Source organism: Candidatus Goldiibacteriota bacterium (assembly GCA_016937715.1).
GTDB lineage: Bacteria > Oederibacteriota > PGYV01 > PGYV01 > PGYV01 > PGYV01.
Genome location: JAFGWA010000046.1, coordinates 13,564 through 34,453 on the forward strand (window position 1 = coordinate 13,564; position 20,890 = coordinate 34,453).

Consider the following 20,890-nt stretch of genomic DNA (forward strand, 5'->3'; position numbering starts at 1 on the left):
CACCCTCTTGACAGATTTTTTAAATAATACCATTAAATAACGTTTAAATCAACATCATCTGAATGGCAGGCTGTATTCTTTATTTTCAGGATTAATGCCTGAAGTGTCTGACTCCGGTAAACACCATAGCCATGCCGTATTCGTCGCACGCTTTTATGGATTCTTCATCACGTACAGAACCGCCGGGCTGAATAATAGCGGATATTCCGGCTTTAGCCGCCTGGTCAACATTATCCTTAAACGGGAAAAACGCGTCCGACGCAAGTACGGCGCCTTTTGCTTTTTCGCCCGCGTTATTAACCGCAATTGTAAGCGCGCCCACCCGGTTAGTCTGCCCGGGCCCTATTCCAAGCGTGGTTCCGTTTTTAGCAACCACTATCGCGTTGGACTTAACCATTTTTACTATTTTCCACGCGAATAACATATCTTTTATTTCCTGCTGTGTGGGTGTTTTTTTGGTGACTGCTTTTAATTCCGCCTCTGTGACATTTTTAAAGTCAGGTTCCTGTATTAAAAGCCCTCCCGTCACCTTCTTAATATCCATATACCTTATGGCATTTTCAAAAACCGCCTTCTGCACGGCGGCTTTCATTATGCGTATATTTTTCTTTTTCTTTAATATTTCCAGCGCTTCAGGTTCATAATCCGGAGCTATTATCACTTCCATGAACATCTTGTCCACGCGTTCAGCAATTGCCGTGGTGCAGGCCCTGTTCATCGCGCAGATACCGCCAAAAGCCGACAGCGGGTCTGCTTCAAACGCCTGCACGTAAGCCGTTGTGATATCCGCGGCTTCACAGACACCGCACGGATTGGCGTGTTTTATTATAACCGCGGCAGGATTTTCAAACATTTTCACGATGTTCATTGCCGCGTCCATATCATTTATGTTATTAAAGGAAAGCTCTTTGCCGTGAAGCTGTTCGCACGCGGCAGGGCCCGAGTCTTTCACTCCCGGAAAAACATAATAAGCCGCTTTCTGGTGCGGGTTTTCGCCGTAGCGCATTACCTGTTTTTTATCCGCGCTTATCAGCACTTTATCGGGTAATTCCTGCGGGTCTAAAAGGGCTTTTTCAAGGTAGTTGGAGATATAAACATCATAATCCGCTGTTGTCTTATACGCTTTCACGCGCAGATAATTTAAGGTTTCCGGTTTTATACCGCCGCTGTTCATCTCTTCAAGAATTTTCGGATAGTCTTTGCTGTCGGTTAACACAGCCACTGACTGCGCGTTTTTAGCGGCAGAGCGCACCATTGAAGGCCCGCCGATATCTATATTTTCTATAACCTCTTCTATTTTAATATCAGATTTCTTAATCACCTCTTTAAAAGGGTACAGATTTACCACAACCATATCTATGGTTTTAATTCCGTGTTTTTCTATTGTTGCCATGTGCTCCGCGTTTTCACGCAGCGCCAGAAGCCCGCCGTGCACCATTGGGTGAAGAGTTTTAACCCTTCCGTCAAGCATTTCAGGAAAGCCCGTCACATCAGAAATGTCTATCGCTTTTACGCCCGCGTCCAGCAGCGCTTTTTTTGTTCCGCCCGTGGAAATAATTTCCACACCTTTCTTTTCAAGTTCCTTTGCGAATTCAACAATTCCCGTCTTGTCAGATACGCTTATCAAAGCGCGTTTTACATTAAGCATTTTATTACCTCCGTATTATTATATTATTACAGTTCTTTTATTATTTTCCCTGCTTTTTCCAAATCTTCTTTATTTACTATAACAGTCACTTTACCTTTCCTGTTAAAAAAAGACATTATCACGTTTGTAAAAGGAAGGGTATTATTTCTGGCAAAACTGTAAATACCTTCCTGCATCAGTATATCGCGTATCACGGAAGCTTCCAGGTCTGTTTCCACCTGGCATAACTCCGCGGTTTCTATGTCCGGATCAGGTTCCGTTTCCTGCCAGCGCATGTCAGAAATGTCCACCTGCGCCTCCCTGATATCATCAATCAGTTTTTTAGCATCCGCAGCCCTTTTTTCTTCAACAAAAAGTTCATATGACACGGGAAACCTTGCAAGATGCGCGTGCCCCCGCATGGATTCTTTTGACGGCGTGTGATCCACCGCGTGGTAAAATATTTTTTCTTCTTCTAAATACTTTTTTAACACTTCAAATTCCGCAAGGTCATCAAAAAGCCCCGCTGATACAAGGTCATTTTTATCCATTGCGCTTACGGGTTTGCTTTCCGGCTTTATCTCTTCTGCATGTTCAAGCAAGGCGCCGCAGTCAGGGCATACCTTAATACCCTCTTTATACTCATACCCGCATGAAGGGCATATCATTATTAATTTTCACCCGATATTTTTACAATACGGCCTTCAAGTTTAATTTTGCCTTCGCAGAATAATTTCACGGCTTCTTTGTAAAGTTTATGTTCATACACAAGTACCTTTTTCTGAAGGGTTTCGGGAGTATCATCCGCAGATACGCTTACAGCTTCCTGCATTATTATAGGCCCTGTATCAGCGCCATAATCCACAAAGTGCACCGTGCACCCTGTTACTTTCGCACCGTATTCAAGCACCTTTTCGTGTACGTGCAGGCCATAACACCCTTTGCCTCCAAAAGACGGCAGCAGCGCCGGGTGAATATTCATTATGGGATTGTTAAATCCGTCTATAAATTCTTTTGTCAGTATCTTCATGTAGCCCGCAAGGCACACCAGATTAATCCCGGAGGCATTAAGCGTCTTTGCAAGGTGCGCGTCATATTCCTGCGGGGATTTGAACTCTTTAGGATTTACAAACAGGCTCTTAATACCGTGTTTTTCCGCGCGCTTTAACCCAAAGGCATCAGCTTTATTGGAAATAACCAGTTCAATTTTACCGTTCTTTATATATCCGCTTTCAACCGCGTCTATAAGCGACTGCAAATTGCTTCCGCCGCCGGATACTAATACCGCTATTTTCACCATATTACCTTCCTTTCTTTTTCATTAACTGTGTCTGCGCAATATTAAGCATTACCTGAATTTTCTGATTTGATTTATTTACGTCAAGTTCAGATGCTTTCATAAGGTTTTCAGCCGCTTTTTCAGGCATTTCCTGCGCCAGATACGCGCACCCTATATTATAATAGTAATCTGCCGCCGGTTTTATTTCCAGGGCTTTATTGTAATATAAAACCGCGTCTTCATACTTTTTCATTCCAAAATAAATATTGCCAAGGTTATTATAAAAGGAAGGGTCCCGGGGCTCTTTCTTAATCACGTCAAGCAGCAGCGCTTCGGCGCCGGCGGTGTCTTTATTGTCAAAATAATAAAGGTAAGCCAGTTCGCTTATCGCGGGCATAAAATACGGGTCAAGCGCCAGCATCTTTTTATACTCCATCTCCGCGTTCTGTACGCTGCCTGTCCTGTAATACGCTTTTGCCATTCGGTAGTGCAGCAGGACATAATTAGGCGCCAGCTCATTTAATCGTTTGTAATCTTCCAGCGCTTCATATCCCGATGATGACAGCGCCCTGTCCATTTTAGCGTTGCCGGAAAAATACATCGCGGTTAAGTTATACGGGTTTAACTTGACCGCCTGTTCATAAGCGCTGATAGCCGCGTTAAAGTTTTTATCCCGCGACATATAAACCGCGGAATTCAGTTTAACGTCTGACATTTCGTTTTTCACGTGATAAATTACAGATGCTGTCAGGACCGCAAATGCCAATACCGCCGCAGCATACCGCGCCGCGCCGTTTAACTTAAGTTCCCGGCCTTTATAATCATTCATAAATATTCCGGCATAAAATGCAGCCATCATGTATGACGCGGTGTAGTTTAAATCAACCCCGAACATATTAATAAATAAAAGCCCCACAAAACCTATTTTAAAATCCGTCTCTTCTTTTTCTTCCCTGGAGAAGTGAAACAGTATAAAAACAAGCATAACCAGCAGGATGATAAGCCCCGGAAATCCTGTTTCAACAGCGCTTTGAAGAAAAACATTTTCAGGATAAGTCACTTCATAATCGTGCTGGTCCATCCACTTTAAAAGCCTGTCTGTCCTGTAAGGCGGATATGAAAGCGTAAACGCGCCCGGACCGTGCCCCAGAACAGGCCTGTCCATTACCATTTTTAAAGTTCCGGACCATACCTGTTCCCTGAAAAAAACAGATTCATTTTTTTCCCACTGATTACCCTTTAAAATATCCCGGGGGCTTATGCCCAGCGCCTTAGCCGCCATGAAAACCGTAAGCACAGCCATAACCGCGATTATAAAATATCTTATTGATGTTTTAATATGCCTTTGTTTTATAATCGCCCAGATAAGTATAAAGAATTCAACCGCAACGGTTAAAAGCCCCGCTTTGGAACCCGTCTTATAAAGGCAGTAAACAGACGCCGCGGTTAAAAGCAGATTAAAAAACTTTCCGCTTCCAAGGCCGTACATTGTCCGCCACAGGGTTATTGGAATCACCGCTGCAAGGTAGGCGGCAAAAAAATTAGGGTTGCCGAACAAAGACGGAATTCTGTCCCCAAACACCATAAAACCCTTAAATAAACCCGGCAGAAAAATCTGCGCTATGCCAATAATCACCGGAAGCGCGGAAGTGATTATAACGGCGTTTCTTATGTTTGAAAGGTTAAGTTCCCTGCAGTTGGAAACTGCCGCGAAAAAAACAAATATAGCGGAGTATACAGTAAACGCCTTTACAGAGGCAAAAGCGTAATCCCCCGAAAGCGCGCATACCGCCGCCCATGCAAAATATATAAGCGGAAAAAGGGTGACAATTTTAACCTTTGAACTGCCGGAAAAAAGCCAGACAAAAAACGCCCCAAAAGCACAAACAATAAAAATAATATCTTTAACACGGACAATATTGTAGGAAGCTGTATTTACAGCCGGCGGTACAAGCGCAAGCGCGGATATCACAAAAAAAATGAAAAGATTCCCCGCGGTTATGCCGTTTTTCATTTAATGTTTGCCCACTATGTCCCATACAGGCATATATAAAAAGCGCACTGTAAGGTGTGCCTTTTCCCCGCTTCCAAACATTACAAGTTCCGCCTTTGTATTTCCAAGGTCCCATGTAATATAAATGTTGCTTGAATTACCCTGATTATCCTTTCCCTTTTTAAGGTACTTAAGCCTTTCTTTTAACGGGTATTTTTTTATGTCTTCCTTCACAAAAGAAGGCCTTCCGAAAAGTTTTTCAAAAACTTTTCTTAAACCAAGATACCTGCCGTACAGCACAGCTTCACCGTCAGGTACTTTTACAACCTGCCTTAAGTACTCTTCCGTCTCGCCGAATTCATACTTAACGGCATAAAGTTTATTGTCATAAATCCCCAGGCTTAAGAAATTGGCATGGGGTAATTTTTCCTTAAAATCAGGCTGGCTTACCATCATTGAAAACATAAAGTCCGGGTCGTCTGAATCCTTGGCGTACTGATAGACCTGTTTAATTACATTTACCGTTGCCTGCCACTTTAATACCTGATGCGTAAAATCTTTCGCGGTTATCCCCGAAAACACCGCGGTATCCTGCGCTTCAAACTGCGCTTTTGTGATTTCCACAGTTTTTAACTGCGCGGCATCTTTAACTTTTGACATAATAATAAATATTACCGCCGCGGCAAGAAACAGCGACACGCCCAGAATTACGCGGAATTTTATTGCAGCAGGCGATACCGGCTTTTTTACGGGCTTATTTTTAATCACAGACAAAGGCGCGCCGCATGACGCGCAGAACTTTGCTTCGTCCCTGTTATCCATTCCGCAGGATTTACATTTTTTTGCCATAAGCGCCTCTCTTTTATGCGTTAATAAACTTTATCTGCCTTTTTTTATTTTCCTTATTCCGTACCTTGTTATCTTTCCGCTTTCACTGCCTTTTGACGATATCTGATAAAGATAGATGCCGTCTTCATTGCCGGCCGTATCCCACACTGTTGAATTATATATCTTGCCTTTTTTATTCTCTTCAAGGGTGGATAAAATTTTGCCCGTTTCATTATATACCTTTATGGTGACAGCCCCGTCTTCGGGGATATAATAGCTGAAAGTCATTTTTCCCGTGGTCTCTTCGTAGTAAGCGAAGATTTCAGTGGATATGTTTATCACTTTTTCCGGCTCGTCCTGATTCAATTCAACATCGTATATCATCTGAGGCGGAAGGTTCTTTGTAAGCACCTTCACCTTTGCTTTACCCACGCTTAGATTATCCACTTCAAAATTACCCTCTTTGTCGGAAATTCCTATTCCCATTGTGGCGCCGTCTTCTTTCATAACTTCCACGGTCGCGCCGGGAAGCGGCATAATACCGTTTGAATGCGTGACCACGCCTTTTAATTTTACCTTTGTTTTAATCTTTATTTTAAAATGGCACGCGGTCTTTCCTGTCACGCTTTCCCTGTCAATTGACAGAATGTGAAAATACCATATACCGTCAGACAGCTCCGGATAGGCTATATGCGTGTCCATGGTTTTATTATTCTTTGGCGTGGGTATCGTGTTTTCTGAATTATCAAGAACGTAATAATAGCCCACTATGTCATTTACATACTGAGCGGCTTTCCACTGCAGTTTCACCGATTTGTCCCTGTACCACTTATCCTGTTCGGGATGGGTGGAAGAAAAAACAGAAGGCGGCGGCGGCGTCATTGCCACGTTCACCTGAAAATGCGAAGCTTCTTCCGAAATATTGCCTGCTGTGTCTTTGGCCGTCACATGCAGGTACCAAATACCGTCCGGCACGTCAACAAACGAAGCCATTGTGCCTTTTGTCCACGATGAAGTGGACGGCTGCGGCATGGTATTTTTAATCTGATTAAAAACGTAGTAATAGCCGTCAATACCCGCCTGGTCAGGCGGAACTGTCCAGCTGAACGAAGGCGAATTGCCGTTGTACCAGCCGTTAAAATCCGGATGCGTAATTGAAGATACAACCGGAGGTTTTGGCTTTGTGGTATCCACGTTTATGGTGTAATGCGAAGCCTCTTCGGAAATATTGCCCGCTTCATCTTTGGACACAATGTGAAAATACCATGTACCGTCAGAAACATTGTTAAAATCAATTTCGTTATCGGTAAACCACGTGCCGTTCTTTTCACCCGGCAACGTGGTTCCGGTCTGGTCAAATATATAATAGTATCCTGTTATTCTTGTGGCATCCTGCGGCGTGTCCCATGTAAGTTTTACGTTTTTAACATTGTACCAGTCGCCCTGCATCGGGTGCGTAAGCGAACGCACCACCGGAGGCATTGCGGCGCGGTCACAGATGGCAAGCACCTGCTTGTTTCCGCTTTCACGTTCATTTCCTATTTTATCCACAGGCCTTACGGTATAATAATAAATTATTCCGTCTTCTATGTCTTTGGACGCGTCAATAAATTTTGTGTCCGTATTTTCGCCGTCATCATTTATCTGCATGCCCGCGTGGCCGGAAACAGAAGACCTGTAAATTCTGTAATACGCAAGGCCGCTGACAGAATCCGAACACTTGTTCCATTCAAGGTGTATCTCGCCGCCTTTTTGAGGCTTGGCAACCAGCTGGGTAACAGGCGTGGGCGGAGTTATGTCAACAGTTACGCTGGCTTTTTCCGGTTCCATAAACTGCGACCAGTTGCCGGCATTGTCCTTTGCCCTTACCCTGAAAAAATACCTTATTCCGTCACTTCCGGAAAATTTTGCCTGTTTGTCTTTTGTATCATTAAGCCAAGGCTTCCACTTTCCTTTTTCGCCTTCCCTGAATTCCGCGTCATAACACGCCACGCCCGATTCTTTATCCTGCGCGTCCCATGATACGTCAAATTTTTCCGTATTAATAAATTCCGGCAGTTCCGTTATCATTACTTCCGGAGGCGTTATTTCTATCATAAATTTTAAATGCGTGGCCTCTGTGCCTATATTGCCGGACGCGTCTTTTGTAAGGATATGAAAATACCATTCGCCGTCTTCCAGCCTGTCCGGAACTTTAATGGTGCCGTCCTGTACAAACCTGGAATTCTTGCGGTCAGGAACAGTATCAGGATTTCTGTCTATAATATAGTAGTAGCCGTCAACACCCGACATGTCGTTTATTTTTTCAACAGCAAACACCGGGCTTATGTTGGAATAATATTTTTCCGGGTTCACGTGCGTTGTGGAAATTATTTTTGGCGGTTCCGCCACAAGGTCAATTTTCACGGTAAAGACCGCCGGATCTTCGCCTATATTGCCGGCATTGTCCTCGCCCACTATGTGAAAATAATACGTGCCTTCATCTTCCACGTTTAATTCCGCTTCACGCATGTCTGTTTTCACGGCGTGCTCCGGCGATATTTTAAGGTGCCTTTCTTTGGAGAACAGATAATAAAACGCCTTTATCTTTGAAAGGTCCTGCGGGACTGTCCAGCTTATTTTTACCTTTCCCGAATTGTACCACTTGCTTTCATCGGGGTGTGTGGAAGAACTTATCCTTGGCTGTTCCACCTTTGTATCTATCTTCAGCTTATAATGAAACGCTTCCCAGCCCGTGTTGCCGGCATTGTCCTTTGAAATAATATGAAAATACCAGATACCGTCTTCCGGGGGCTGAATGGTAACCTGATTAGCCGTAGTCCATTCGCAGTTTTCCTTTACCGGCACTGTGTTATGTTTTTTATCAACCGTATAAAAATACCCTTCTATGCCGGACAGGTCTTCCGGCGTATCCCAGTGAAGTTCCGGTATGGAATTGTTATACCACTGCTCCTGGTCCGGGTGCGTCCGCGAATAAACAGCCGGCGGCTTTGCCGCGGTGTCAATATTTACGCGGTAGTGCGACGCCATCTGCCCGGAATTGCCCGCCTTGTCGCGCGCTGTTACGTGCAGGTACCATTCGCCGTCTTTTAAGTCGGACGAGAAAATAGTATCCTTGTCCGTCCACGCGGCCGTCGCGTCCGGCGTATTTTTTTCTTTTGTATCAATCAGGTAATAATACCCTTCTATGCCGGACAAATCTTCCGGCGGCATTATTTTAAACTGCGCTTTTTTAAGGTTGTACCACTTGTGCGAGTCAGGGTGTGTTACCGATGAAATGTTCGGAGGCAGCGCCTGCGTGTCTATCTTGAATTTAAAGTGCGCGGTCTCCGCGGAAATATTTCCCGCAAAGTCTTTTGACCGCAAATGAACATACCACGTACCGTCAGTTTTTGCGGGCAGTTCTATGTCGCTGGCTTTTGTGTAAACCCAGTCGGTGTCTGAAGGTTTTGTGTCCGGTTTCTGGTCCACAGTGTAATAAAAACCTTCAATGCCCGATAAATCCTGCGGCCTTGCTATATGAAGTTCAACCTTTGATTTGTTGTACCACGACTCTTCGTCGGGATGCGTGCGTGATGATACGGCCGGTATTAATGCCGTGGTATCAACGCAGAATTTATAATGCGCCGCCTTTGTGCCCACATTGCCCGCGGCGTCTTTGGAAACCACGTGTATGTATTTTACGCCGTCTTCTATGGGCTGTGACTTAACCGTTGCAGCCATTGTAAAGGTGCCGTTCTTATCGCCGGGCACGGTTCCGGGAAGGTCGTCAATTATGTAGTAATACCCTTCAATACCCGACAGGTCCTGCGGTTTCTCCCATGTAAAAACCGGAGTATTATTGGAGTACCAGACATCGCTTTTTTTGTGCGTCGGCGAGGATATAACCGGCGGCAGCGCCTGCGTGTCTATCTTTACGCAGAAGTGCGACGCCGTACTGCTTATGTTTCCGGCTTTATCTTCTATCCTTAAATGCAGATACCACACGCCGTCATCAAGATTTTTTATGTTTACGGATTCGTTAACCGTGACCGAACACCGCGAAGGCTCCGGAATTGTATCCGGTTCCTGGTCTATCATATAAAGGTAATGTTTTATGTCAAGGTGCTGGCCCCATTTGAATTCAGCTTCGCTTTTTTTGTACCAGTTTTCCTGCAAGGGATGAGAGCCGGATTCAATTACAGGGGTCACAGCCGCTGCCGTGGTAAGCGTGTAATCATCAATGATTCCGGAAAAACTTCCCATGTCAGAATATGTAAGAATCCTGAAATGGTATTTTGTCATGGCGCGCAGGTTATTTAAAGTTATCCGGTGTTCCGCCGTCATAGTTTCATTAATTATATTATTGCCGTAGTTTTCATCTATGCCGTATTCTATTATCGTCTGCGCTTCCCTGTCCGTACGCCAGTTAATAGCCGCGCTGTGGGAAGTTATTTCAGATACATTAATATCAAGCGCGCGCGGCGGCGGGGTATTGCTGACCGTCGTCTTAAAAATCCTGCCCTTGGGCGAAGAACCAAAATACAGATACCCGTTAAACATTGTAAGCGAACGCACATCTTCTTCGTCCGTCTGAAAAGCCAGTTCCCATCTTTTACCGTCAAGCGATTTATATATTCTTCCGTTGTCGCCGCTTCCCACGTATAAGTTATTTGAAAAAGAGGCAAAGCCGTAAAAGTTAACGTCTTTTTCAGAAAAGAAATTTTCCACCCAGTTGGTGCCGTCTTCCGTCATGAAAATAAGCCCGCCGGTGGCCTTTGATGTGGAAGCATAAAGCCTGTTTTTGAAGACATAAAAACCATTTACAAAAGACTGGTTTGTGTCGTAAATTTTCTGCCAGTTAATGCCGTCCGCGGTCCTGTATATTACACCGTTTGGATATGTTCCCGCGTATAAATAATCCCTGTATATCCCGAAAGCCGTAACGGCAAGTTCAGTGGTGTTTATGGAAATCACCCAGTGGGTGCCGTTGTAGCTGTATATTTTGCCTTCCGTGGAAGTGCCGGCAAAAAGTTTGCCCTTGAAAACTTCCATGCAGTGTATCCTTGCTTCCTGGCTGTTAAAAGACAGGCTCCACGTCTTTCCGTCAAGGCTTTCATAAATGCCGCCGCTGGCGTTGGTGCCGCAGAAAAGTTTTGGCGTACCAAGGTCATTATAAGTTTTTAAACAGTAAACCTGCGGCGTGTAATCCCCAAGGTCTTCTTTTTCAAAACTTTTTGTCTGCCCGACAGGGCCGTTAAAATAAGGCGAATAAATATTGGCAACAGTTATACTTTCCCATGAACCGGTGTCGCCTGTGGAAGTCCTTATTACCGTATCTTTGTTGGTGGCGGCGTAAAGATGCCCGTTAAATTCCTCAAAATCATATATTATCGGAATGATCTCGTTTTCATAAACGGGAATAAACGATTCCTTGGGAACATAACGAAGATAAAGCGGAATAGCCGCTTTTAAGTTCTTTATGACTTCGCCGGAATTGGCGCCGCCGGCCACAAGGCCCGGCAGTTCCCGGCACTCGCCTATGAACCTGCCTTCTTCTTCTCTGATAACTATTTCAAAATTTACCGACAGTTCCTTTTTTTTGTCTTTCAACCTTTTTCCCCGTTAAAATCATATAATACAGCGGATTCATCGCAGTTTGGAAACTTAGGGCAGTTTAAACAGTCTTTCCATATTTTCTGCGGAAGCGCGGCTTTTTCTTCGTCCTTAAATCCGTGTTTCCTGAAATAATCCGGTATTTTTGTAAGCGCGAACACTTTTGTAATTCCCATCTTTTTCGCCTCGGCCATCGCGGCCTTTAAAAGCATTCCTCCGGCGCCCGCCATACGGTTTTCTTTTTCCACCACAAACGACCTTATTTCCGCCATATCCGACCAGTATACGTGCAGGGCTATAAGCCCCGCGGGTTTGCCGTTTATCTCACAGATGAAGTATTCCCTTATCTGCGAATATATGTCTCCAAGAGGCTTAATTAAAAGGTCAGCCGCGGCGGCGTACTTTTGAATAGCCATGTGAATGAATACCGCATCTTCAAGCATGGCCTTTCTTACAGTAAGCTTTTTCTTGCCCGCTATTTTTGTTAAAACTTTCTTAATTTTTTTCTGCAAATTCCATCCCCGCCTTAAAGGCCTGTATGTTTTTTTCCATTATCTCCGCTTCTTTTTTTCCAAGTGAAGCTTTTATTGTCTGCATGGCATTGTCTGCCCCAAGCATTTTCTTGCCTGCCACGTAAGCGCCCGCCACAATAACATTCATTACCTTTGCCTGATCAAGCTTATTTGCCATTTCCAACGCGGGTACTTTTATCTTTTTCCCGGGCGAAGAATTATCATCTGTAACTAAAGTGGAATTTTCAATCACCATCGTATCAGCCTTTGCCCTTGACTTGTATGTGTCATACGCCCTCTGGTCAAAAACAATAAGCGTGTCGGGATTTTCCACCATAGGGGAAAAAATCTCTTCATCGCTTATTACCACACTGCAGTGCGAGAACCCGCCGCGTTTTTCAGCGCCGTAAGCCGGCAGCCAGGTCGCGTTCTTTTTTTCCATTGCCGCTATCCTTGCAAGAAAAAGCCCTAAAGTTAAAACTCCCTGCCCGCCGCTTCCCGCTATCATTATTTTTTCTGTCATTGTTGTTCTCCTTATGATTTGTGCTTTTTAATTACCTGACGTCTTTCACGACGCCAAGCGGATAATACTCCGCCATTTTTTCATCGACCCAGCAGTTCGCTTCCACAGGATCCATCTTCCAATTGGCGGGGCAGCATCCAAGCACTTCTATCATGGAAAACCCCACGTTATTAATCTGGTTTTCAAAAGCTTTTTTTATCGCCTTTTTTGCCTTTATTACAGACACCGCGTTTGTTACCTTTACACGCTCTAAATATTTTACGCCTTCCAGCGGGGCTAAAAGTTCCAGCATCTTAATAGGATAACCGTAATACCCGGCATCCCTTCCTTTAGGCGAAGTGGTCGTTACCTGCCCAAGCAGGGATGTCGGCGCCATCTGGCCGCCTGTCATTCCGTAATTCGTGTTATTAATGAATATTACCGTTATATTCTCGCCGCGGTTGGCGGTATGTATTGTTTCCGCCATTCCTATTGATGCCAGGTCGCCGTCTCCCTGATAAGAAAAGACAACGCTGTCCGGCTGCACCCTTTTTATCGCGGCAGATACCGCCTGATTTCTGCCATGCGGCGCTTCTGTCACATCAAAATTAAAAAAGTCATATGCAAAAACCGCGCAGCCAACCGGCGCCACGCCTATTGTCTTTTCCCTTACATTCAGTTCATCTATTACTTCCGCTATCAATTTATGTACCGTGCTGTGCGAACATCCCGGGCAGTATGAAGTGGATACATCTTTAAGCGATTCCGGAAAACCATATATTTTTTTCTCCATATCACTTCACCTTCCCTTTCATAAAAGCCAGCAGCTCTTCCTGGCTGGGAAGCCCGCCTCCCGGCCGTCCGAAAAATTCCACTTTGGAATCATCCTGCACCGCAAGCCTTACGTCTTCCACCATCTGTCCCATATTCATTTCAAAGACAAAAACTTTTTTTGCTTTCTTTGCGGCTTCCTTTAATTCAGCGTATGGAAAAGGCCAGAGCGATATTGGCCGAAACAGCGCCGCTTTTAAATTACCGCTTTCTTTAATTACGCCCTTTGAAGTCCTTGCCACGCTTCCAAAAGCCACTATCAGATTGTCATAACCGTTTTCCGCGCCCGTTAATTCGTACCTTACTTCTGCCTTTTTCATGGCGTCATATTTTTTCCATAATTCGTAGTTGTGCGCTTCAAGTTCGCCGGGCTTCATTAAAAGCGAAAGAATTTTTCTTGGCTCCCTGCCCTTGGCTCCTGTCAGCGCCCATTCAGAAGCAGGCCTGGGATTCAAAGGCTTCCTGCCGCTTTTAAGTTCTATGGTTTCCATCATCTGGCCTAAAAGCCCGTCCGTTAAAATCATGACCGGATTTCTGTATTTATCCGCCAGGTCAAACGCTTCAAAAGTAAAGTCGTACATTTCCTGTATGTTTGAAGGCGCCAGCGTTATCATTCTGAAATCGCCGTGCCCCGGTTTTACCGCCTGAAAATAATCACTCTGCGACGGCGCTATATTGCCAAGCCCGGGTCCGCCGCGCATTACATTTACCAGCACTCCGGGAAGTTCGCATCCCGCCATGTAAGAAATACCTTCCTGCATCAGCGACATCCCCGGCGAAGACGAAGTTGTCATCGCGCGGGCGCCGGCTGCTGACGCGCCAAACACAAGATTGATTGAAATTAATTCGCTTTCCGCCTGCATAAAAACACCGCCGGCTTCCGGCATGCGTTTTGACATGTATTCGGGAATCTCGTTCTGCGGAGTTATCGGATAGCCCGCGTAAAACTTACATCCCGCGTCCATAGCGCCTTCCGCTATTGCAATATTGCCTTTCATTAAAATTTTTCCGCTCATTTTTCATCCTCCAGAAACACTTCAATGGCGGCGTCCGGACATACTATGGCGCACAGCATGCACCCCGTACACTTGCCGCAGTCATCAAATTCCACTACGGTATAACCAAGCTTATTAATTATTTTACCCGGTTTTAAAACACCTTTCTTGCACTCCGCGATACAAAGATTGCATCCTTTGCACCGCTGTGTACTGACTTTTACCTTCCCCTTTTTCATAGACTTACGCCTTCCTCCTGAACCTATAGCGGTTCAAAAACGGGCCTCCCGCGGTATATCCCGCGCAGATTTATCCCGGCGCCCTAAAAGGGCGATTGCCGGAAATGGCTCCAACCCCTATCCTGGTGCGCGCGTTAACGCGTGATTACCATTAAGGGGCAATGACAGAATTATATTATAAAAATACCAATTTTTAAAGGGAAATCTGTAACGGCGGAGGCTTGGAGGCTTGGATTTGGTTGGAGCGAGCATACGCAGCGGAAATCCCGGCGATGAAGCGAATATATGAGCGTAAGAAGCAGGGATAGGCGCGTCCTTTTAGGGTACGGCAGTTGATTTTATCTTTACCGAACTTCTGTTTTCCCTCCGTCCCTCTGTCCCTCATGCCTTTGAATTGCCTTAGTAGGCGCGGTTCTTCAGCCCGCGGTATAACCACATTATGTGACCAACTTATTTCTGCAACCAGCGGTTGCAGATTTGTGTCCTTATAACAGAATCTGACACCATTTTCTTGTTACTCAAGGCTATTTCTTGCACCATTGGCGCAAGTTCTTCCCCCGACATGCCCAGGGCGGGCAGCCGTACCTGCAACAACATATTATATCAAGCCCGTATTGCGTTATCTCTTAATTTTATAAAAATCAAAGCTGAGGCAATACCTGACAACGAAACTATATCAAATTACCAAATTCTTTTACCATTGGAAGATACTTTAGTAATACCATGTTTAGTGTAAATGATATATGCGTCTGTTTTGACCTGAAATATTTTTATCGGTTCGGTATTAGACAGATAATCAAAAACATACATCTTTTTCGGAATAAAATTTGAATCCAAAAAAATCATCGAGACACTTGGCATTGAATAATGATATTTATTCGCTATTCCGATATACCCGTCAGCAGCACCATCAATTATTGATACAAATTTATAAATCGGGACAGAAAATATTTGTTTTATATTCATCATGTCATCAGCGTATGTTATAAGTTTTACACCACTTTCATCAAGGCGACTCAACGATTCACATTCCAGAGGGGAAACAATCATATTTTTACACTTGAATAACGAAACAGGCACGGAATTACATCGCATAGTATCAAAACCTACTTCTATATTTAAATCAACGAACCGGCCTTCATAATCAAAAGCCGTACCTGCCGTCCATCTTCCGTCAGGCTCTTTAACACGTAATAATATTGAATCGTAATCAACCTTTGATACAACCAGGTACGTATCATTATCAATTACTACTCCTTTTGGAAAATAAACTCTATCAATTTTACTGCCGCTTTCATAAACAGTTTCCCACACTGTATCACCGGAACTGCTTAATTTAACCGAATATGGATTTGCATAGCTGCTATAAACCTTTTCAGATATTGCTATAATTCCATCATCAATACTTTCCGTAAGACTAATCGCGTTATCATTAGAAAATATTTCAGCGAATTTTTTATGCCAAACAATACTGCCACTTTGTTCAATTCGCATTATAAAAAGCTTATTGTTAGAAGTACCGGCAATATAGATTTTCCCGGATTTTGACTGATAAACAATTTTCGCAATAGAATTGGTATCATCACCATAAATTTTCTCCGAAAGCTTTTGTCCCTCGCCGCTGACGAACAATATGTAAATATTTTCATTTTTTTCATCGGTTGAAAAAGTTGAACCTACAAAAAGTAATTTACCATCCTGTAGCAATGTCATATCTTTGATAAAATGCTTGTTATCATTGAAATTAACAACCGCAGCATTACTTTTAATAATAATTGTCGGAATTGCCGTCGGAGTCGGAGATGCCGCAGATTTTTCTTCAAAAGCTTTACAATTAACCGAAATTGCAAATAACATAATAATTAAAACAATTCTTGTTTTCAATTTCTTACTCCTTCAAGCAGCATTTTGGGACAAGCGATATAAATTCTATTTCATTCAAACTTAAATATCCTTATTTCATCACATCCTGATACCTCGGTATTATTGGTAAACGTTAAAAACAGATAACCATCGCTACTTTCCATACTTACGTTGCTGCCTTCATAGTTCAGTGACGTTTCACCTACGGATTCCCACCCGGTTATTTCTGCTCCTTTATACTTTTTAACCAGTACTTTATAATTTTCAGATTCATCTGTATAAGCCACAAAAATATCGTTGTTACTTGCGGTAATATTAACAAATTGAACTTCACCATTAGAGAACCCGCTACTCCCCAAAAATGACCACAATCCATTTTGACACTTTAATACACTGATCTTATTTAAGTTGTCATAATCTTTATATGCCACATAAAAAATACCATTATCTATAGCTATATCCTTCATACATCCATTATGCTCCGGCATACCATCGCTGATATAGGTCCAACCCGTAGAGCCTATCCATGAATGCTGCATAACTTTTATTTTATTGTTAACATCTGTATAAGCGACGTATTCAATTCCGTTTTGAACCCAAATCTTGTTTGTGGAACTTAATCCCACCTCTGAAGAGAATCCCGGCGAGCCAACGCTTTCCCACCCTGTAGTTCCAGCTGCAACATATTTTTTTACGGTTAGCTTATTTCCGTTGTTAAAATCTTTATACGTCATATATGGAATATTATTATATACAAACATATCAATATCCTGGTCATAATTATCATATGCCCGGCTTCCTAAAAACTCCCATCCCGATGCACCTATTCCGGTATATACTCTGAAACTTGCCCCATAATCAAGACTCTCTTCTTCTTCCGTATACGCTATACAAGGCGAATAGTTTAAAAAGTTTAACGTCGCTCCTGAATGAGTCGATGTTACAAACTTGGGAGAACCAAGATATTCGAGAGAGTTACCTACTGTTTTTAACACGGAAATATGTGATGTAATAACACCGACATCCGTTGATTCTGTAATAGCTACATATGGCAAACCCGATAATAATTTCAAATCCGTATGAAAGATTCTTCCCGTTATAGTTTTGCTGGCAATTTGCTTCCACTCCGCGGTTAAAGTTGCCGTGGGAGAAGCAGACGGAGCAGATGGTGCGGTTCCACCGTCGTTTTTTGAACAACTAAACATAAACAACATAATAATTACGAGTGAAAATAATTTTCGGAACATAAACCCTCCCGTGCTTTATATATTTTTTTGATTATTATTTATAAACTATTTTTTTTAATTAATCAACCTTTAAAAAAAGAAAGTCTTAATAATTAAATCCCCACACCCTTACTTTGGCTTAAACTGCGTTTAAAACTATATTTTTAGAAATACTTTGTTTGGATTATTGTCAGTTTGAATTTGTTTAGAGCGAGCATACGCATCGTAAACTCCCGGGCTGAAGCGAGCATGCGAGCGGAAGTGTTAGGGGGCAGTTTATTTTCGCCTTATCAGTCGTGCGTAAAACCGCATTGTTGTGAATGATATAAATATCAAGTCATGAATCAGGCTCCGACACCGATTTTTTTCGTGCCGGCAGCATTTCACCTTACCATACACCCCTGAAATCATTTATGAACTCCGCCATTGTAACGGGTTTTTTGCCGGACAGCCGCTCAAAATCACCGGAGGTTCCGCCGGCAAGCCCCAAAGCTGAAACGGAATAAAGCGCTGTTGTAACTAAGGCGTAGGTTAAAGGCTGCTTTTCAGAAATTTTTCTGATAAAAAAACTTAAAGGCCCGGGTTTTTTGTATGTAATTTTGCGCCCAAGCGCCGAAGTTAAAAGCCCGGCAATTTCATAATATGTCAACGCTTCGCTTCCGGTTATTTCATAAGCCTTGCCTTCATGCCCCGGTTCAGCCAGCGCTATATAAGAAGCCAGCGCCACGTCGCGCACATCAACAAAATTTGTCCTGCCATTGCCCGCCGGCACATAAATCTCACTTTTATCCCTTATTTCCGCAAGATGCGCAGTTGTAAGATTCTGCATAAAAAACGACGGCCTGATAAATGTCCACGAAATTTTTTTTAATTTAAGATAAGCCTCTATTTTGTTATGCGGGACAAACGTGTTCTTTTCAGCGCCCTGCAGCGATAAAAAAACAAAATGGCGCACACCCGCGTCAACAGCCGCGTCTATCGCGGGAAATATGTATTTTTTTACGTTTGAAATCGCGGGCGGCCTCATCAGGAATACTTTGTCTATCCCGGCAAATGCCCCGGTATAAGTGGAAGGGTCCATAAAGTCAAAACGCCTTGCCCGCGGCGCGCCGGTATTTCTGGCAGCGACAAAAAATTCCGATCCTGATTTTTCCAGCAATTTTACAAGTTCGGCCCCGGTATTACCCGAAGCGCCCGTTACAAGTATCGCACCCATTATTTTATCTTCTCCAAAAAGTTTTTCAAATCAGACACCGCTGTCCTGTCACCCGCTTACTTCTGTTTATTGCCTATTCATGCGCGCCGGGTATATAATCGTACTTACCACAACGCCTTTTATCAAGACGGTGTTGCTTTATGCCGGCTTGTGACTAAAGGAAATTTCTTGCACCATTGGCGCAAGTTCTTCGCCCGCCGGACTCCGGGTTGGCAGCTATACCTGCCACAACGTATTATATCAAGTTCATTTTTCGTTATCTTCATCATTTTCTAAATTATAAAAGCTGTAAGTAACACCTGACCCCCGGACTTGTTTGTCTATCAACATCTTTTTAAAATATAAAAGCTATAAATCAGGTCTGAGCCTCGACCTACTAAAGTTACCATCAATATTTTCTGACGAAGTTTAAACTTATACTTTCTACTTTCAAGGTCCGGCACCATTTTTTATTCTTTTTCTATAAAGACCCGGATGAATTTAAAATTGGCGGTTACTTAAACAAGTGATCCGAATATTTAAAAAAAATAAAAACTATAAGTGAGTTCTAACCCCCGGCCTATATCAAGTCATGAATCAGGCTCCGACACCATTTTTTCTTTTTGGTGTCGGATTACTTTAAAATAGAAAAATCATTGTCCGTCTGTAAAATATAATATTTCTTTATCCTGTCGTCATTTGAAGTGTATTTGTTTTTTTCGCGGTATTCTTTTTCATAAAATTCTCCAAAAATTATCTGCTTGCCATCGCTGCAGGTTTTCATGTCAATAACTCTTGTATAATCACCTACCTTCAGGGAATATGCGCAATTTATATTTAAATCGCTGTCAACATTAAGAATAATATTGTTACAGGATGAAAACAAACCCGGGGTTTCACAGGTATCACCGCTTACAAAAATGTCCCTGTTGGCCGTCTTACAAATTGATTGCATGTCAAAATCCCTGCATAAAGTGGAATATAAATACCCCTTTTTTGGCGTAAAGTTCTCAAACATCATAAGGTATTTCTGCATTGGGCTGAAATTATCATCATCTAATAATGCTATTGCATAAATGTTATCGTTTACAGCCACAAAATCATACAGCTCCGCGCATCTGACCACCCCCCAATCTCTGATGGTATCAACCGGATCACCACTGTATACCGTTTCAAGACGACGGCCTTCGTCAACCCCTTTATGATTCATTGTAACTATATTAATAGGATTAAGATTTTCATTCATAGTAAACAACAAACCATTTTTCCATAAATTACCGGATACCAAATACTTATTCTCAGATATAAAATTAATTTTATTTCCTCTTGCATTTTTTGTATATGTCCCGATAAAACCTTCTCTTTTTATTTCTTTTCCCGCGGAATTCATTTTAACAATAAAAACTTTCTTGTTATTATCATTGTCATCATGGATCTGACCTGTGGCAACAATATCCCCCGCAGGGTTCACTGTAATTGATGTAAAATACCCCTCCCGAATTTTTTCATTAAAGGTTTTATGCCATAAAAGTTTGCCCATTTCGTCTATTTTAGCCATAAATGGTTTTTCACCTGAACTTCCGATAAAAATGTATCCGTCTGCGGCAGCAATTATATCTATGCCCCAGTCATCTTCCGCTTCCCCAAAATACTTTTTCCATATTATCTTGCCGCCGGCATCAGTTTTAAGAATAAGAACATCAAAATTACCATTTTTTAGTTTATCTGATTTGCCTATAAAAACATAATTATTTTCCCTATTGGCAAAAGTTTCCAGCTCTTCGCCTTTTTGTATTTCAAAATTCATTGTTTTTTTAACACTTATTTGTTTCAGCGGAATACATGTTGGTGTCGCAGTTGCCTCCGCCTGCTCAGAAAACGCATTCAAATTACCGGTAAACAGAAAAACGGACAAACATACAAAAATCAGCCTGACATTCATTACTCTTCACCCCTTTAAGTTTATCTTTTTATAAATCAATCGGCTTGGTGTCTCCCACTTAACCAATTGACAATACCAAAAAAATCCGCATCCCGCTATATTTTATTAGTTTTTATTCCATTACAGTCATAAGTCAAGGCACGATGTTGTTCATTCATTTCGTATCAGGTATCAGGTCAAGACCTGATAATATGTTAAGTGTTCAATAAATGCACGTGGGTTCCAAACATTTGTTAAAATAGTTATATCGAGTAACTAAAACA

Annotated in this window: 15 protein-coding genes; all 15 read right to left on the reverse strand. The window is 42.8% G+C overall.

Annotation, left to right across the window (positions count from 1 at the left end; translation table 11 throughout):
- Positions 1 to 91: 91 nt before the first annotated feature.
- Positions 92 to 1,648 carry a bifunctional phosphoribosylaminoimidazolecarboxamide formyltransferase/IMP cyclohydrolase gene (gene purH, locus JXR81_05120; GenBank protein MBN2754231.1) on the reverse strand — a complete coding sequence of 519 codons (1,557 nt, stop codon included), beginning with the start codon at positions 1,646 to 1,648 and terminating at the stop codon, positions 92 to 94.
- Between the two features lie 26 nt (positions 1,649 to 1,674).
- A complete protein-coding gene (locus tag JXR81_05125) occupies positions 1,675 to 2,295 on the reverse strand; it encodes a DUF2007 domain-containing protein (protein MBN2754232.1) in 621 nt (206 codons plus the stop codon).
- A gap of 2 nt (positions 2,296 to 2,297) precedes the next feature.
- Positions 2,298 to 2,927 carry a phosphoribosylglycinamide formyltransferase gene (locus tag JXR81_05130; GenBank protein ID MBN2754233.1) on the reverse strand — a complete coding sequence of 210 codons (630 nt, stop codon included), beginning with the start codon at positions 2,925 to 2,927 and terminating at the stop codon, positions 2,298 to 2,300.
- Position 2,928: 1 nt separating this feature from the next.
- Positions 2,929 to 4,920 carry a tetratricopeptide repeat protein gene (locus JXR81_05135; protein ID MBN2754234.1) on the reverse strand — a complete coding sequence of 664 codons (1,992 nt, stop codon included), beginning with the start codon at positions 4,918 to 4,920 and terminating at the stop codon, positions 2,929 to 2,931.
- Positions 4,921 to 5,748, reverse strand: a complete 828-nt coding sequence (locus JXR81_05140) for a zinc ribbon domain-containing protein (protein ID MBN2754235.1) — start codon at positions 5,746 to 5,748, stop codon at positions 4,921 to 4,923. It lies immediately after the preceding gene.
- Positions 5,749 to 5,778: 30 nt separating this feature from the next.
- The gene (locus JXR81_05145) at positions 5,779 to 11,319 is read right to left on the reverse strand and encodes a T9SS type A sorting domain-containing protein (GenBank protein MBN2754236.1); all 5,541 of its coding nucleotides are present in this window, start codon (positions 11,317 to 11,319) and stop codon (positions 5,779 to 5,781) included.
- Positions 11,316 to 11,834: an N-acetyltransferase gene (locus tag JXR81_05150; GenBank protein ID MBN2754237.1), complete on the reverse strand. Its 519-nt coding sequence runs from the start codon at positions 11,832 to 11,834 to the stop codon at positions 11,316 to 11,318. The genes JXR81_05145 and JXR81_05150 overlap by 4 nt, the downstream gene beginning before the upstream one ends.
- Positions 11,818 to 12,357: a 2-oxoacid:acceptor oxidoreductase family protein gene (locus JXR81_05155; protein ID MBN2754238.1), complete on the reverse strand. Its 540-nt coding sequence runs from the start codon at positions 12,355 to 12,357 to the stop codon at positions 11,818 to 11,820. Before JXR81_05155 ends, JXR81_05150 begins: the two co-directional genes overlap by 17 nt.
- Before the next feature lie 31 nt (positions 12,358 to 12,388).
- Positions 12,389 to 13,129: a 2-oxoglutarate oxidoreductase gene (locus JXR81_05160; GenBank protein ID MBN2754239.1), complete on the reverse strand. Its 741-nt coding sequence runs from the start codon at positions 13,127 to 13,129 to the stop codon at positions 12,389 to 12,391.
- Position 13,130: 1 nt separating this feature from the next.
- The gene (vorB, locus tag JXR81_05165; GenBank protein ID MBN2754240.1) at positions 13,131 to 14,183 is read right to left on the reverse strand and encodes a 3-methyl-2-oxobutanoate dehydrogenase subunit VorB; all 1,053 of its coding nucleotides are present in this window, start codon (positions 14,181 to 14,183) and stop codon (positions 13,131 to 13,133) included.
- Entirely contained in the window at positions 14,180 to 14,401 is a 222-nt protein-coding gene (locus JXR81_05170) for a 4Fe-4S binding protein (GenBank protein MBN2754241.1), read from the reverse strand. Before JXR81_05170 ends, vorB begins: the two co-directional genes overlap by 4 nt.
- 681 nt (positions 14,402 to 15,082) lie before the next feature.
- Entirely contained in the window at positions 15,083 to 16,285 is a 1,203-nt protein-coding gene (locus tag JXR81_05175) for a hypothetical protein (protein MBN2754242.1), read from the reverse strand.
- Positions 16,286 to 16,335: 50 nt separating this feature from the next.
- A complete protein-coding gene (locus JXR81_05180; protein ID MBN2754243.1) occupies positions 16,336 to 17,511 on the reverse strand; it encodes a hypothetical protein in 1,176 nt (391 codons plus the stop codon).
- Between the two features lie 367 nt (positions 17,512 to 17,878).
- Positions 17,879 to 18,706, reverse strand: coding sequence for an SDR family oxidoreductase (locus JXR81_05185; protein MBN2754244.1), 828 nt, complete (start codon positions 18,704 to 18,706; stop codon positions 17,879 to 17,881).
- A gap of 613 nt (positions 18,707 to 19,319) precedes the next feature.
- Positions 19,320 to 20,492, reverse strand: coding sequence for a hypothetical protein (locus JXR81_05190; protein ID MBN2754245.1), 1,173 nt, complete (start codon positions 20,490 to 20,492; stop codon positions 19,320 to 19,322).
- Positions 20,493 to 20,890: the final 398 nt, after the last annotated feature.